The sequence below is a fragment of the Arthrobacter pascens genome (assembly GCF_030816475.1).
Lineage (GTDB): Bacteria > Actinomycetota > Actinomycetes > Actinomycetales > Micrococcaceae > Arthrobacter > Arthrobacter pascens_B.
Genome location: NZ_JAUSXF010000001.1, coordinates 3535147 through 3550460 on the forward strand (window position 1 = coordinate 3535147; position 15314 = coordinate 3550460).

13 protein-coding genes and 2 riboswitches are annotated in these 15314 nt (G+C 64.8%); of the genes, 2 read left to right on the plus strand and 11 right to left on the minus strand.

All coding sequences use genetic code 11. From position 1 onward, the window contains the following. Positions 1-72 precede the first annotated feature (72 nt). The 3 genes from QFZ40_RS16185 to QFZ40_RS16195 form a co-directional block, all read right to left on the minus strand. Positions 73-1452 (minus strand): threonine/serine ThrE exporter family protein, encoded by a 1380-nt coding sequence (locus QFZ40_RS16185; protein WP_373427480.1) that lies wholly within the window; start codon positions 1450-1452, stop codon positions 73-75. A gap of 154 nt (positions 1453-1606) precedes the next feature. Further along, a complete protein-coding gene (locus tag QFZ40_RS16190) occupies positions 1607-2923 on the minus strand; it encodes a peptidoglycan bridge formation glycyltransferase FemA/FemB family protein (protein WP_306905646.1) in 1317 nt (438 codons plus the stop codon). Between the two features lie 84 nt (positions 2924-3007). Continuing rightward, positions 3008-4081, minus strand: a complete 1074-nt coding sequence (locus tag QFZ40_RS16195; RefSeq protein WP_306905647.1) for a lipid II:glycine glycyltransferase FemX — start codon at positions 4079-4081, stop codon at positions 3008-3010. A gap of 183 nt (positions 4082-4264) precedes the next feature. Between QFZ40_RS16195 and QFZ40_RS16200 the strand changes: the two genes are divergently transcribed. Beyond that, positions 4265-4810 (plus strand): TspO/MBR family protein, encoded by a 546-nt coding sequence (locus QFZ40_RS16200; protein WP_306905648.1) that lies wholly within the window; start codon positions 4265-4267, stop codon positions 4808-4810. 21 nt (positions 4811-4831) lie between these two features. Here the strand turns inward: QFZ40_RS16200 and QFZ40_RS16205 are convergent, their stop codons facing one another. From QFZ40_RS16205 to QFZ40_RS16225, 5 genes are all read right to left on the minus strand, one after another. Next, positions 4832-6256, minus strand: a complete 1425-nt coding sequence (locus QFZ40_RS16205; protein ID WP_306905649.1) for an L-serine ammonia-lyase — start codon at positions 6254-6256, stop codon at positions 4832-4834. A gap of 167 nt (positions 6257-6423) precedes the next feature. Beyond that, on the minus strand, positions 6424-6807 hold the full coding sequence (gene gcvH / locus QFZ40_RS16210; protein ID WP_306905650.1) for a glycine cleavage system protein GcvH: 384 nt from the start codon (positions 6805-6807) through the stop codon (positions 6424-6426). Between the two features lie 208 nt (positions 6808-7015). Then, positions 7016-8164: a glycine cleavage system aminomethyltransferase GcvT gene (gene gcvT / locus QFZ40_RS16215; protein ID WP_306905651.1), complete on the minus strand. Its 1149-nt coding sequence runs from the start codon at positions 8162-8164 to the stop codon at positions 7016-7018. A 10-nt stretch (positions 8165-8174) separates the two neighbouring features. Beyond that, on the minus strand, positions 8175-11090 hold the full coding sequence (gene gcvP / locus QFZ40_RS16220) for an aminomethyl-transferring glycine dehydrogenase (protein ID WP_306905652.1): 2916 nt from the start codon (positions 11088-11090) through the stop codon (positions 8175-8177). 38 nt (positions 11091-11128) lie between these two features. Then, positions 11129-11269: riboswitch (glycine riboswitch) on the minus strand. A gap of 1 nt (position 11270) precedes the next feature. Continuing rightward, a riboswitch (glycine riboswitch) is annotated at positions 11271-11367 on the minus strand. 132 nt (positions 11368-11499) lie between these two features. Next, positions 11500-12036: a TetR/AcrR family transcriptional regulator gene (locus QFZ40_RS16225; protein ID WP_306905653.1), complete on the minus strand. Its 537-nt coding sequence runs from the start codon at positions 12034-12036 to the stop codon at positions 11500-11502. A 132-nt stretch (positions 12037-12168) separates the two neighbouring features. Between QFZ40_RS16225 and QFZ40_RS16230 the strand changes: the two genes are divergently transcribed. Further along, positions 12169-13722, plus strand: coding sequence for an MFS transporter (locus QFZ40_RS16230; RefSeq protein ID WP_306906958.1), 1554 nt, complete (start codon positions 12169-12171; stop codon positions 13720-13722). A 105-nt stretch (positions 13723-13827) separates the two neighbouring features. Here QFZ40_RS16230 and QFZ40_RS16235 read toward each other — a convergent pair whose 3' ends face one another. The 3 genes from QFZ40_RS16235 to QFZ40_RS16245 all read right to left on the minus strand — a co-directional run bounded on the left by QFZ40_RS16235 (position 13828) and on the right by QFZ40_RS16245 (position 15272). Next, positions 13828-14286 carry an SRPBCC family protein gene (locus tag QFZ40_RS16235; protein ID WP_306905654.1) on the minus strand — a complete coding sequence of 153 codons (459 nt, stop codon included), beginning with the start codon at positions 14284-14286 and terminating at the stop codon, positions 13828-13830. Continuing rightward, positions 14283-14672 (minus strand): ArsR/SmtB family transcription factor, encoded by a 390-nt coding sequence (locus tag QFZ40_RS16240; protein ID WP_306905655.1) that lies wholly within the window; start codon positions 14670-14672, stop codon positions 14283-14285. Before QFZ40_RS16240 ends, QFZ40_RS16235 begins: the two co-directional genes overlap by 4 nt. Positions 14673-14792: 120 nt before the next feature. After that, positions 14793-15272 carry a Dps family protein gene (locus QFZ40_RS16245; RefSeq protein ID WP_306905656.1) on the minus strand — a complete coding sequence of 160 codons (480 nt, stop codon included), beginning with the start codon at positions 15270-15272 and terminating at the stop codon, positions 14793-14795. Positions 15273-15314 lie beyond the last annotated feature (42 nt).

The following is a 15314-nucleotide window of genomic DNA, read 5'->3' on the forward strand; positions in this document are numbered from 1 at the left end:
CCGAGGAGAGAGACAGGCCCCTGAACCGCCGTCGTCGTCCTCTCCAAAGCTTGTTCAGGACGTCCGCCGGCGCTACCTCCGGCGGGCCCGCCGCCGCTCATTACTTGCGAGGCTCCGCGTCAGCGGCCGGGCCAGGGTGTCCCCCAGCACAATTCCGCCGGCCGCGCCCAGGACAATCGCACCGGCATTGAGCATGCCTCCTGCACCGAGCAGAATTTGCGATTCCTCAACGGTCAGCACGTACATTGAGCGGAAGATGGTCAGTCCGGGCAGCAGGATCAACGCCGCCGGCACGGCGACCACCAGCTGGGGAGCACCCATTTTCAGGGCAACCACCCGGGCAAGCAGTCCGATCGCAACGGCGGAGAGCGCCGGCGAGAACCTCTCACCAAGGCCCAGCGCGTCCCCGCCCAGCAGCACGAGGTAGCCTGCCACGCCAACGGCTGCCGTGGGCAGCAGCAGCTTCCACGTAGTCTGCTCGGTGACGCCGATGGCCATTACCGCGACGGCGATGAAGGTGACCAGGACCCACAGGTCATAGGCCGGCGGAAAGGTCTTGGTGACATCGATCTCCGGCATCCCCGTCATTGACCCCAGCACAAAGGCCACGGCAATCCCCGCCACCAGCGCCCCGAAAGTCAGGACAGTTGACAGGAACCGGCCGGCGGCTGTCACGGGGAAGCCGTTGATGGCGTCCTGGACCGAGGACACCAGGCGCCCTGTGGGCAGGAGCAGCAGGATGCCGCCCACCACCACAATCTCGGGTGAGTTGGTGAGCCCGAACTTCCCCAGCAGGATCGCCACAATCGTCACCAGGAAGGAGCACGAAGCGGTGATAAAAAAATCAGGCATCCGCCAACGCCCCAGCTTGCGGGCCAGGAGGCTCACTCCGATGTTGGAAAGAAAGGCGATGAGCGAGGCCGCGGGGCCGCCGCCGAGCACTCCGACAAACACGGCGGCGAAGACGCCGAAGGCGATGGTGACCATCCAGCGCGGGAAGGGCTTGGGGCTCGTGATCGCTTCATCCAGCCGGCGGATGGCCTCGTCCCGGCCCACTCCCCCGGCCACAATGTCGGTCACGAGCTGGTGCACCTTTGCCAGCCCCGCATAGTTGTTGGTCCAGGAGCGGACCACCCGGAGCAACGAAATCGGCGTCTGCTCCTTGGGCGCGTAGTTGATGGCCACAGACTGGTTGGTAATGTCCACCTCGATGTTCTTCAGGCCAAGCGCTGCCGTGACGGCAATGATGCTGGTCTCCACCTCGAGCGCGCCTGCACCGTACCGGAACATTGTCTCGGCCAGATGCAGCGCAAAGTCCAGGGTCTTGCGAGCCGAGGTGTCCACTCCGCCCACCTGGATCATCGGGTTGGCGTAGGGGCTCCCGGCGAGCCTGTCCACGATGCTCAGTGGCGCGGTCGGCGGGCTCTCACCCTGGACGAGTCGCCTCAGCATCCTCTTGGCCGCTGCGTTCTGGTGGAGCTGGGACGGCGAAAGCGGCTCGGTCTTTGGGAGGCCGTCGGTATGCGGCCTGGTCCGGCGGTCTCCTGGTCGGTCTTTCACGCTGGTCCTCCTCCCGCTCGAGTGGATATGTGCTGCTGCAGGTGTGTCAGGCGCTGCGCCTGAGGGGCAGCTTGGCCAGCAGGGTTCGTCCGGCCGCGACTGCCGCCCGCGCCACGCGGTTGGCCTGGAACACGAACGGACGCACTGGCATCACAAAGTCGCCCAGCAGCTGGACCACCTCTCCGCCGAAGCCCTTCTTGAAGGCGTAGCCGCCGTGTCCTTCTTCGTCCTGGCCCTCGATGCCGAAGGTGCCGTAAAAGTTGTATCTGGAGTAGCCCTTTTCCAGCGCGTGCAGCATCATCCCCCAGTACAGGGAGGTTGCGCCGTTGAAGTAAATGTAGTCCTGCTTGGTGCCGCCGATGACGCAGACCACCTCGTCGCCGAAGCAGACAAAGTGGATGGCAGCCACTGTTGCCACGCCTACGGAATCCGGGAACCTCTCGATGTCCTTGAGGCTCCGTTCGTAGCTGTCCACGAGGTCCTGGACAACTTTGAGCCTGTTGGCCTTCTTCTTGCTGCCGGTCTCTTCAACCTCCCGCCGCAGCTCGGCGGCAGCAGCGGACTCGGCGTCGAGGCGTTCGGTGATGGATTTCCGGTACGCAGGAATATCGATTTTGGCCATCATGAGCTTGGTGAACTCGGGCGACGTGGTCCGCAGGAGCTGCTCGTAATATTCGCGTTCCCGGTAGGTGAAGCCCTTTTCATCCCCGGCGGTGCTCAGCGCATCATAGAACTCGTCCAGGGTGTCAAGGGTCGCCTGCTCCAGGAAGACGCCGTTCTTTTCGGCCTTCCGGATGGCTTTGCGGGTCCGATAGCTGGTGCTCATGATGAGCTCCTCGGCATCCTGGATGCCGTCAAGGGTCTTAATAAACATCCAGTTGACGTTCGCGAAATTCATCTCCGAACCCTGGTGCTCAAACCCCATCCCGGCCAGTTCTGCCACCAGGGGCCGGTTGTCCAGGATTTCCGGATGCTCGGCGCCGTCTTCGTCCCGGGCAACGTACGCCAGGTTAGGCGAAATCCTCAACTCCGCGGCCTTTCGGTCTGCCGCCCGCTTTTTGAGAAGTTCGACGACGGCGCGCACGAGCTCGGTGTCCCCGTAGTCCAGGAGCGGGCCCTTGGCGCACTCGCACACGGTGTAGCCGAGGCGGTTCGTGGTGAAGTTCAGCTTTCCCGCTGCGACAAGCTCGCCGTCGCGCCTGACTCCGAAAAGCTCCACGGCCTGGCCGCGGGAACGCTGGAAGCGGGCGAAGTCCGCGGATTGGATGAAGTTGTTTTGTGCATGGTTCAGGGAGAATGACCCGAATTCGGCGTCGCTGAGGACGGCCAACTCGAACTTGGTCCCGGCCTTGATTGGATTCACAGAAATTACCTCACCTTTGGATGTGCTGCCGGCTTGTGCCATGCGCTGACCTTGGTTGAATGGATGGGAGGGCAGGCGTGCAGATCAGTAGAACTGGCCGCCGGTGCGCATAGTTTCGAGCCGCCGGAAAATACGTTCGGCACCCTTGACCCACAGACGGTGCCTGACCGGCGCCAGGACGTAGTCGTAGCAACCCACAAAATCAGTGACCGTCTTGGTGAAGCTGGTCTTGAACATGCCCATGCCGTACAGAGGGTGGGACGTGTCCTTGATCCTGGCTGCCGGCGGAGTGCCGCAAAAGTCATACTCGGTGCAGCCGAGTTCTTTCATCCGGCGGATGGCGGCCCACTGGACCAGGTGGGAATCTCCGTACTGCTTCCGGTTCTGGCTGGACCCGCCGTCCTTGTATGTTGCCTTGGCCCCGTAGTTGATGACGAAGGCACCGACGCTCGGTTTCCCGTCCTCGTAGACGAAGAAGAAGTTGCCCTGGCCCCGGTTGCAGAACTCGTCCCAGAACCGCGAGTAGTACTCGAAGCTGCGGAGCGGCATGGAGCCCTTGGCTTTGACGGTGTCCGCCATCAGGTCATAGAGGGCGCGGTACGTTTCCGGGCCCTGGTCCTGCCGGATCACTTCGCAGCCTTCGCGTTCGGCGCGGCGGATCGCGTTGCGCGCACGGGACGTGATGGACCTCAGCACCTCGTTCTCCTGCGGCGCGATATCCAGCAACGCGGTGGAGTCGTTGGACTGGATGTTGGGTGCCTTCACCAGACCTGAGGCCGTGAAGAATTCGTGAGCTTCACCGGTCGCTTCGATGTCCGGCTCAATTTTGATAGCGAAGACGTTGAATTTCCGGCTCCGGGCGAAGTCCGCGCACGCCTGCAGCGCCGGCGTGAGGTCATCCACGGCGGGCAGGTCTGGTCCTTTGATCAGGTACCAGAGGCGGCCCAGGATAGGGAATTTCTTCTCCAGGACCAGGTTGTAGCTGGCCGTTCCCGCGGTTTCCAGGACCAGGAAGCGGACCCTCCAGCCATGGCCGTTCTTCACCGAAGCGTAGGCCGCCGACTGCAGCATGTTGCCGCCATGAGGGTTGGCCGTGACGTGCTTGTCCCAGTTCTCAATTTCTTCGGCTGTGGCAAAGCGGGCGGTGAATTCTCGCAAGGGGGGCCGGGTCCAATCTCAGGGTTTCGTGCGCGGTCTGTGTGTGAGGCGGCGGGCGGGCATACAGCCACAAGTCTAAAGCCTCATCCGGCCGCGGCCTTCCAGCCAGTGCCCCGTCCAGCTTTCGGGGGTTGAGCCTTGGCCCGCCTTGACTAGGGGTCCGCGCTTGGCGAGGGTTGAGGCATGGAGCCCAGCACTGAGCAGCCCGGCGCCCGGTCCGGGCCTTCCGCCGCTCACCGTGAAACCGGGGCGCAGGTGGCGGGGCTCGCCGCTTTCCTGGCCGCATCCGCGCTGGTGGCCTGGCTGGGCACCCTGGCCACCGTGAACAACGTGAACGGTTGGTATGTCAGCGCTGATAAGGCCCCCTGGACACCTCCGAATTGGGTGTTCGGCCCGGTCTGGACAGCGCTTTACATTGCCATGGCCGTTGCAGCCTGGCTGGTTTGGCGCCGCGGCACGGGCATCACGGGCAGACCGCTGAAACTGTATTGGGCCCAGCTCGCCCTGAATCTCGCCTGGACCCCGCTGTTCTTCGGCCTGTACCCGGTCCTGGGGTCTTTGGCCCTGTGGCTGGCGCTCGCGGTCATCGTGGCACTGGCCATTGCGCTGGCCTTCACCGTGATGAATTTCGGACCCATCAGTCCGGCCGCCGGGATCCTGCTGCTTCCCTACCTGTCCTGGGTGATTTTCGCCGGAACACTCAACATCTGGGCTGCTATCAACAACTGACCCGGTTCAGCACTGCGCCACTCAGCACTCCACCACGTTGACGGCCAGCCCGCCCATGGCCGTCTCCTTGTATTTTGAACTCATGTCCCGGCCGGTTTCCCGCATGGTGACGATCACTTCGTCCAGCGAGACCCGGTGTGTACCGTCGCCCCAGAGAGCCATTTTCGCCGCGTTGATGGCCTTGGCAGCGGCGATGGCGTTGCGCTCAATGCAGGGAACCTGGACCAGGCCGCCAATAGGATCGCAGGTCAGGCCAAGGTTGTGTTCCATCGCGATCTCGGCGGCATTCTCGACCTGGGAGGGCGTTCCGCCCATTACTTCGGCGAGGCCGGCGGCGGCCATGGATGACGCGGACCCCACCTCACCCTGGCAGCCCACCTCGGCCCCGGAGATGGAGGCCTGTTCCTTGTAGAGCACCCCGACGGCTCCGGCCGTCAGCAGGAACCTGACCACGACGTCGTCGCGGTCCTCCCGGGTGGCGTTCTCCATGCCGGGGGCAAAGTGCAGGGCGTAGTGCAGGACGGCCGGGATGATGCCGGCGGCCCCGTTGGTTGGCGCGGTGACAACCCTGCCCCCTGAGGCGTTCTCCTCGTTGACAGCCAGGGCGACAAGGTTCACCCATTCCTGCCAGTATTTGGGGTCCCGGTCCTTGTCCTCCTTCAGGAGGCGGTCGTGCCAGTCAGGCGCGCGACGGCGGACCTTCAGCCCGCCGGGCAGCAGGCCCTCGCGCTTGAGGCTGGTTTCCACGCAGCTTTCCATCACTGAGTGGATGTGCAGCAGCCCCTCGCGGATCTCCTGCTCGGATCTGGAGGCGCACTCGTTGACCAGCATGACCTCACCGAAGCTCAGTCCCGCGGATCTGCAGTGCTCCAGCAGTTCCGCCGCTGTCCTAAACGGCAGCGGAAGCTCCTTCTTGGACTCGTCCAGCTCTTTAAGCGCCGCGTCCTCCTCGCCTTCGCGGACAATGAAGCCCCCGCCCACGGAGAAGAACGTGGCCTCGTGCAGGACTTCGCCGTCGGCGTCACTGACGGCGAACTTCAGTCCGTTGGTGTGCCTTGGCAGGATGGTCAGCGGATGCAGGATGATGTCCTTGACCGCGTAAGGCAAGGACACGCCATCCGACTGCCCTGTTCCTTCGGCGGCGCCGGCCAGGTGGAGAGTTCCGCTGTCCGCGATTGCGGCCAGCCGCTCCTCCACCTCGTCGGGCAGGATCAGCTCGGGGTGGAATCCTTCCAGGCCCAGCAGGACGGCAGTCATGGTGCCGTGCCCGTGGCCCGTGGCGGCCAGCGAGCCGTACAGGTCAACCCGAAGCCCTGCCACTCGCTCCAGCACACCGGTTGACTTCAGCTCAGCGGCGAACACCGCGGCGGCCCGCATCGGGCCTACAGTGTGCGAACTTGAAGGTCCTATTCCGATGGAAAAAAGGTCGAAGACTCCAACGGCCATTGTGGTTCCTTACGTGGTCATTCCTGGTCCGGCAGATGATCCTGCCGGGTAGGCCCCCAGGCTGAGGTGACAGCCAGGAAACCGGAAGCCCGACGCCGGGCGGCGGCTTGTGGCGGCCGCCCGCCGTCGTTCTTGTTGTCGCTTTTAGTGCAGCAAGCGACGCAGGCTTACAGGTCGCCGCCGTTCTTGGATGCGTAGTCCTGCGCGGATAACAGCGGTCCCTCTGACTCCGCGGCCACTTTGAACAGCCAGCCGGCACCGTAGGGATCGGTGTTGATCAGCGCCGGATCGTCGACGACGGCCGGGTTGATCTCGGTGACTTCACCTGTGACCGGGGCGTACAGGTCGGAGACTGACTTGGTGGATTCCACCTCGCCGCAGGTCTCCCCCGCAGTCACGGCAGAACCGACCTCGGGCAGGTCCACGTACACGATGTCGCCGAGGGCATCGGTGGCCACGGCGGAAATCCCGATGGACACCAGGTTGCCGCCCTCGCGGGCCACCCACTCGTGCTCGTCGGAGTACTGGAGTTCAGGTGCGACTTTTGCCATGTGTTTTTCCTTAATTAGTGTGAAAAGTGAGGGAGCGTCCGGTCAAACCCTGCGAAAAGTGAGAGAGCGTTGGGGCTGGGATCCGGCAGCGTGCGTCAGAGCGACGAAGTGGGCCCACGCCGGCAGGGTTCCCTGGCCGAGCTTGCGAGGCTAGGGTGCCGGTGGGGCGCAGCACGCAGAGGATCTCAGCCCCAACGCAACCCGAAAGCTACTTTTGGCGCTTGTAGAACGGCAGGGCCACGACTTCGAAGGGCTCTGCCTTGCCGCGCAGGTCGATGTCCAAGGCCGTCCCTGGCTCGGTCAGCTCGACATCCACGTAGGCCATGGCCACGGGGTAGCCGAGCGTGGGGCTGGGCTGCCCGGAGGTGACTTCGCCAACAACGGCGCCGTCCTTGAGGACCGGGTAGTGGGCGCGCCCGGCGCGGCGTCCCAGGCCTTTGAGTCCCACGAGCCGGCGGCCGGCGGTGGTGCCGGCCCCTGCCTCCTTCTTGGCCGCAAGCGCGGCTTTACCGACAAAGTCACCTTGCTTGGAGAGGGCGACGACGGGTCCCAGGCCGGCGGAGAACGGGTCGCCGTCGAGGGACAGTTCGTTCCCGTAGAGGGGCATGCCGGCTTCGAGGCGGAGCGAGTCGCGGGAGGCGAGGCCTGCCGGCGTCAGCTCCCCTTCGTCAGCGATGGCGACGATTGCCTGCCAGAGGGCGGCGGCGTCGCTGTTGTCAATGAAGATCTCGAAGCCGTCCTCGCCGGTGTAGCCAGTGCGTGCCAGCAGGAGGTCCTGGCCGGCGCCGCTGACGAGGAAGGGCACCTCGACGGCGGCGTAGTACTTGAGCTCCGTGACGAGGCTGTGCTGGGCGGCGGGGATCAGGCGGAGCAGGAGCTCTTCCGCTTTGGGACCCTGGACGGCGATCAGTGACGTCTCGGCCGAAACGTCCTTGACTACGACATCGAAGCCGGCCGCACGCCGGGCGAGTTCTGCTGCCACCTTTGTGGCGTTGCCGGCGTTGGGGACCACCAGGAAAACGTCGGTGCCGTCTTCAGCAGCCGGACGGCGGTAGGTGATGAGGTCATCAATGATGCCGCCGTCTTCGTTGCAGATCAGCGAATACTTGGCTTTACCCACCGCCATGGCCGAGATCTTGCCCACCAGTGCGTAGTCAAGATACGCCGCCGCGTCGGGGCCGGTGACCCAGACTTCGCCCATGTGAGACAGGTCAAAGATGCCCGCTGCCTTCCGGACGGCGTGGTGCTCGGCCAGCTCGGAGCTGTACTTGAGCGGCATCTGCCAGCCACCGAAGTCGGTGAAGGAGGCGCCGAGTTTCTTGTGTTCTTCGTAGAGCGCCGTGTAGTTCTCAGTCATTCTGGAATCCTTAGTTTTCGAACTCGGAAAGCGGCGGGCAGGAGCAGATCAGGTTCCGGTCCCCGGCGGCGCCGTCGATACGGCCCACGGGCGGGAAGTACTTGTCCTGCCTGAGTGAGTGAACCGGGAAGACTGCCTGTTCGCGCGGGTAGGCGCGGTTCCAGTCAGTGCTGATAGCGGCAGCTGCCGTGTGGGGAGCGTTGCGCAGTGGGCTGTCCGCCACGGCGAAGTCACCGTTCGCCACCTGGTCGATCTCGGCGCGGATGGCGATCATCGCGTTGATGAAGCGGTCCATCTCGCCCAGGTCCTCGGACTCGGTGGGCTCCACCATCAGCGTGCCGGCCACCGGGAACGCCAGCGTCGGGGCGTGGAAACCGTAGTCGATGAGGCGCTTGGCCACGTCCTCGGCCGTGACACCGGTCCTGGCAGTCAGTTCCCGGAGGTCCAGGATGCATTCGTGCGCCACGAGACCGCCTTCGCCGGTGTAGAGCACGGGGAAGAAGTCGTTGAGGCGGGCAGCGATGTAGTTGGCGGCAAGGAGCGCGGACCTGGTGGCTTCGGTCAGGCCCTGTCCCCCCATCAGCTTGACGTACGCCCAGGAGATGGGCAGCACGCCAGCCGATCCGTACTTGGACGCCGAGATGGGGACGTCGTTGCCTTCGGTCCAGGTTGCCGCATTTCCCGGCATGAACGGGGCCAGGTGGGCCTTGGCAGCCACCGGCCCGACGCCGGGTCCGCCGCCGCCGTGCGGGATGCAGAACGTCTTGTGCAGGTTCAGGTGCGAGACGTCGCCGCCGAACTTGCCGGGCTGGGCCAGACCCACCAGTGCATTGAGGTTGGCGCCGTCGATGTAGACCTGGCCGCCAGCGGCGTGGATGGCATCGCACACCTCCCGGACGTCGGCGTCGTACACGCCGTGCGTGGACGGGTAGGTGATCATGATGCAGGCCAGCGCGTCCTTGTTGGCGTCGATCTTGGCGTACAGGTCGGAGTGGTCGATCGTGCCGTCCGCAGCGGTGGCCACCACAACAACCTTCATGCCCGCCAGGACGGCGGAGGCTGCGTTCGTACCATGCGCCGAGGCCGGGATCAGGCAGACGTTGCGCTGCTGGTCACCACGTGAGTGGTGGTAGCCGCGGATCGCCAGCAGCCCCGCCAGTTCGCCCTGCGAGCCGGCGTTGGGCTGGATGGAGACCTGGTCATAGCCGGTGATCTCGGTCAGCTGCGCTTCCAGGTCAGCAATCAGTTCCCGCCACCCTTCGGTCTGGGAATCCGGGGCGAAGGGGTGGATGGAGGCGAACTCCGGCCAGGAAATGGCTTCCATCTCCGCGGTGGCGTTCAGCTTCATGGTGCATGAGCCCAACGGGATCATGGTGCGGTCCAGGGCAAGGTCGCGGTCGGAGAGCTTGCGGATGTAGCGCAGCAGCTGCGTTTCGGACCGGTGGGTGCTGAAGACGGGGTGCTGGAGGAAGTCCGAAGAGCGTTCGACAGCGGGGTCCAGTGCGAAGCCAGTGTCACTGCCGGCGGCCGCGTCGCCCTGAGCGGCACCAGACGCAGCAACTCCAAAAGCGTCAAGGACGCCGACGACAATTGCCGCCGTCGTGGTCTCGTCAGTGGAGAAGCCCACGGTGTCCGCGTCAATGCTGCGCAGGTTGATGCCCTTGGCCTCGGCTGCGGCAATGATCCCCGCAGCCTTGCCCGGCACGGAGACCGTGACGGTGTCGAAGAAGCTCGTGTGCAGTACGTCCAGGCCTGCGGCCTTCAGCGACGAGGCGAGGGTCTTCGCGTGGGCGTGGGCGGTCCGGGCGATCGCCTTCAGGCCGTCCGGGCCGTGGTAGACCGCATACATGGAAGCCACGATGGCCAGCAGGGCCTGGGCGGTGCAGATGTTTGAGGTGGCCTTCTCGCGGCGGATGTGCTGCTCGCGGGTCTGCAGGGCCAGGCGGTAGGCGGGGACCCCGGCGTTGTCCCTGGAGACGCCTACCAGGCGGCCCGGCATCGAGCGCTCCAGGCCCTTCTGCACTGCCATGTAGGCTGCGTGGGGTCCGCCGTAGAACAGCGGGACGCCGAAGCGCTGGGCGGAGCCGACGGCGATGTCGGCGCCCTGTTCGCCCGGAGGGGTGATGAGGGTGAGGGCCAGCAGGTCGGCAGCCACGGTCACCAGGGCACCGCGTTCCTTGGCGTCGGCAATCACCGCAGTATGGTCAAAGACGCGACCGGAAACACCCGGCTGCTGCAGGACCACACCGTTGATGACGCCGTCGGGAAGACCCTTGGACAGGTCCGCCACCTCGACCTCGAAGCCCAGCGCCTCGGCGCGGCCCTTCACGATGGCGATGGTCTGCGGCAGGCAGTCGGCATCCAGGACGGTCTTGCCGTCGTGCGCAGCTTTATTCTTGTTGGCCCGCCGCATCATCAGCACGGCCTCGGCAACAGCCGTGGCTTCGTCCAACAGGGATGCGTTGGCGATGGGCAGGCCCACCAGGTCCTGCACCATCGTCTGGAAGTTCAGCAACGCCTCGAGCCGGCCCTGGGAAATTTCCGGCTGGTACGGCGTGTAGGCGGTGTACCAGGCAGGGCCCTCAAGGATGTTGCGGCGGATCACCGGCGGCGTCACGGTGTCGTAGTAGCCCTGGCCGATCATCTGGACTGCGGTCTTGTTCTTTGCCGCGAGCTTGCGCAGTTCGGCGAGGGCTTCCACTTCGCTCAGGGCCGTGGTGAGCTCCAGTGCTGAGTCCTGCCGGATATCCTTGGGGACCGCCGTATCCACCAGCGCGTCCACGGTGTCGTAGCCGACGGCCTTGAGCATGGTGTCGACGTCGGCCTCGCGGCGTGAGCCGATGTGCCGGTCAACGAAGGACGTAACTGTTGGGGTGGCGGTGGCCGGGGCGGCGGAGGCCGGGATGATACTCACAAGGAACTCCATAACTAAGGCGGCGAAGGGTACGCCGCATTGATCGGGTTCCTCCCCGCTCTGTATTGGACCTGAGAGTTTCCGCCTGGCCTGCTTGCGCAGGGCACGCTTGCACCGTCGGTGAGCACAGCGGTCCTGATGTTCCGGAATTGATCCGGTACAGGCGGACTGCCTGCTACTTTCCAGAGTTGCCTTGCCGCGGCGGTACATGGGCCTGTGAGATTCCTGGGGAGGATTTGCTCCTACGGCGCCTGCTGTACTGCTGGCAGGACTCTCCCGCCGCAGATCAAAGGCTTATTCATTTTGTTTCAAACCAAGTGCGGCCGGTGACAGCCACCACAGAGTCCAATTGTCCTATGCCGCGGGCTTTCGGGCAAATGGCGGCACCGGCAGTTTGGGGCAAGGGCGGCTCCACAAGGGCTCAGCCGCGAAGCCTGTCGACGGCGGCCAGCAGCCCGGCAACATCGGCCGCAGTCTCGTTCGCCGGGACCGGTCCCACCGAGAGCATGGCATTGAAGTACAAACCGTCACCCATGTACAGCACCGGTTTGGCCATGGCCTGTCCAACGTCGGCGGCGATCTCCTGGAGCCAGCGTTGCTGGATGGCGGCGAAACGTTGGCGGGTCTCCTCGTGGGCCACCTCGGCAAGCCTGGTGGCGGCAACGATAGCCCGGTCAAGCGGTGTATCAGCCCAGACCGAGGACTTGATGAAGTATGCAGCAGCCCCCTCATCGGCGGCGGCCATCGCGTCGGCATCCGCGGTGGCAAGATCGTCCAGCCTGTCCAGCAGCACCTCGATCAGTGCTTCCTTGTTCGGGAAGTGGTAGAGCAGCCCGCCTTTGGAGACTCCGGCCCGTTTGGCCACGGCATCGAGGGTCGCGGCGCGCTCCCCCACCTCAATCAGTAAGGACTCGAAGGCGTCAAGGACAGCCTCGCGGGCTACGGGTTTTCTGGCCATGGTTCCAATCATGCATGCTTCAGCACTGCGAATTCTTAACTATACCGTCTGGACGGTATAGTTATCGCTATGAACACGTCCAGGAACACGCTTCGCGACCCCCGCACGCAGAGCAACAGCACGGCAGCCGAGATGAGTCCTGTCATCGCGCACACGCCTGCCGGAGCTTCTGCAGCTCCCAACGCCCCCTGGCGCGACTGGCTTGCGCTTGGCCTGCTCATGTTCCCCGTGCTTCTTATCGCCGTGGACAACACGGCCCTCACGTTTGCCCTCCCCGCGATTGCACTCAGCCTGGAGACCACAGGTGTCCAGCTCCTGTGGATCGTGGACGCCTACCCGCTGGTCCTTGCCGGACTGTTGGTGGCGATGGGCAGCCTGGGGGACAGGATCGGACGCCGCCGGCTGCTCATTATCGGCAGCATCGGCTTCGCCGTGGTTTCAGCTGCTACCGCCTTCTCTCCCGGACCGGAATGGCTCATCGCCGGCCGGGGCGCGCTGGGTTTCTTTGGCGCCATGCTGATGCCGTCGACGCTTTCGCTGATCCGCAATATTTTTCCTGATCCCAACCGGCGCCGGCTGGCGGTGGCCATCTGGGCCGCCGGCTTCTCAGGCGGCGCGGCCCTGGGCCCCATCTTCGGAGGCTGGCTGGTTGAGCACTTCTGGTGGGGAGCGGTGCTCCTGGTTGCTGTGCCCATCATGGTGCCACTGCTGGCGTTCGGCCCCGCCTTCATTCCCGAATCCCGGGATCCGGCTCCAGGCCGCGTGGACGTGCCCAGCATCGTGCTCTCGCTGCTGGTCATGGTGCCAGTGGTCTACGGCATTAAGGAGATCGCCACCCAGGGCATCGACGCTGTCCCGCTTGGCATCATCGCCTTCGGCGTGGCCATGGGCATGGCCTTCATCCGGCGCCAGCAGCGGCTGGCAAGCCCGCTGCTGGACGTTTCCCTGTTCAGGAACCGGGTGTTCAGCACCGCAATCACGGCGAACGTGCTCGCCCTCTTTTCCTTCAACGGCTTCATCCTGTTCCTGGCCCAGCACCTCCAGCTGCTGGAAGGAATGTCGCCGTCGGCCGCCGGAGTAGCCATGATCCCCGCTCTGGTCGCCACCATGGCGTCCGGACTGGTGGTGGTCCCGCTAGTCCGGAAGATCCGGCCAGGCTTCGTGGTGGCCGGCGGGCTCGCCATGAGCGCCAGCGGCTACTGCGTGGTGGCTTTCGGGAACCACAGCTCGGGACCCGCCCTGCTGCTGGGTGCCCTGATCATCCTTGCCCTCGGCGTGGGAACGGCGGAAACCATCTCCAATGACCTCATCCTAGGCTCGGTTCCGGCCGAGAAATCCGGCGCGGCTGCGGCCATCTCGGAAACAGGCTATGAGGTGGGGTCACTGCTGGGGACAGCGGTCCTGGGCTCCATCCTCACCGCCTCATACCAGCACAACCTGCGGCTTCCCGCCGGACTGGCCGACGTTACCTCCGGCACGGCTGTCCACTCGGCGGCAGAAACCCTCGCCGCGGCAATGGAACTGGCGGGCACGCTGCCGGCGCCATTGGCCGATGCCGTCCGGGCAGCGGCCAAGACGGCCTTCGATTCCGGCGTCCACATCACTGCCGCCATAGCGCTGGTCCTGATGGCAGCGGCGGCAGTCCTGGCCGCCGTCGTGCTCCGCAAGGTCCCGACGGCGGAGTAGGCCCGCAGCATGGCAACCCCCGCAGCACAACCGGCCCCTGCCCGCATAACCGTTGCTGCCCGGCACCGGTTATGCGGGCCCGGGCCGCTGGTGTCAGGGCTTCGGTCAGCTACCTTCGAGGTAGGCCTGCAGGGCGTCGAGCAGACCCTCGGTGCCTTCCTTGCGCCCGTCTACCTGATCCTCCTCCGTGAAGTAGGCACCCTGTTCGGTCAGGGTCAGCAGGGTGCCTTCGCCGTCCGCTTCGAGTTCCACGGTGCTCAGCGAAACGGACGAGCGTTCGCCGTTCAGCAGCATTTCGTAGGTGTAGACGATCCGCTGATCCTGGACGATGTCGTGGTAGATGGCGTGCATCGTGGAAACGAAGCCGCCTTCGGGTCCCCCGACGTCCGTTTCCCGCCCGCCGACGCGGAAATCCAGGCTGGATTCACCCTGGGTCCACTCCGACGGTCCGCCGAACCACTTCTTCTTGCTCTCGTAATCGGAAAACGCCTGGAAAACGCGCGACGGCGGGACGCTGAGTTTGCGCTCCAGGGTGAAGCTGGCGTGGGTTATGGGGTTGCTCATGGGGTGCTCCTGGGTGTGATGGCAGGTGGCGGTTCGTGGGGTTGCGGCTGTTGCTCAGGTTGCGTGGCAAGGAACTCCTCAAGGCGGTCCAGGCGGCGCTCCCCTGCTGTCCGGCGGGCCCCGAGCCAGCCTTCGGCGAGGCGTACGGTTGCCGAAACAACACTGCACGTACGCACGCGGCCGATTTTTTCGCTGCTCACCAGGCCGCTGGTTTCCAGGACCTGGAGGTGCTGCACAATCGCCGGCAGGCTCATGGCGAAAGGTTTGGCGAGTTCCGACACGGAGGACGGTCCGTCGCAAAGCCGGGTCACGATCGCCCGCCGGGTGGGGTCTGCGAGCGCCTGGAAGACAAGGTCCAGGTCCGCTTCGGAGCGATTGTTAAGCACATACTTAAGTATTATCCCAAGCGGTGGAAAGTCAACCCTTAAACGAAAGAAGCCCGCCGCCGGAAGGGATTCCGGCAGCGGGCACCCGCTCGCGCGTGGAGACCGGCGGTGCGGCCTTCCCTAGTCCGCGCCGGGAGCGGTCACGGCTGCCGACGCCTTCAGCGTCTCGGCATTCACCATCCAGGCATACTGTTCCAGCTTGGCGATGAACTCGTGCAGGAGGTCTGCGGTAGTGGGATCCTCTTCATCCACCTCGTCATGGACTTTCCGCATGGTACCCACAGCAGCCTCCAGCGCCGCGACGATCCGCTCGATGGCGTCCCTGGTGTTGATCAGGCCTTCCGGGAACGGGGCAAGGCTCGTGGATTCGGCCACTGTGGAACTGCGGCCGTCAGGAAGTGAGTGCAGGGCGCGCATGCGTTCGGCCAGGTCATCCGCGAACTGGCGGGCGGCATCCACGATTTCATCCAGCTGCAGGTGCAGGTCCCGGAAATTCGTTCCCACGATGTTCCAGTGGGCCTGCTTGCCCTGGATGTGCAGTTCGATCAAGTCTGCGAGCACGGCCTGCAGGTTGTTGGTCAGGGTCGGTGACGCTTTCATGAGTCCTCCTCGATAGGTCCGGTGGTCCGACGCTACCAGCCG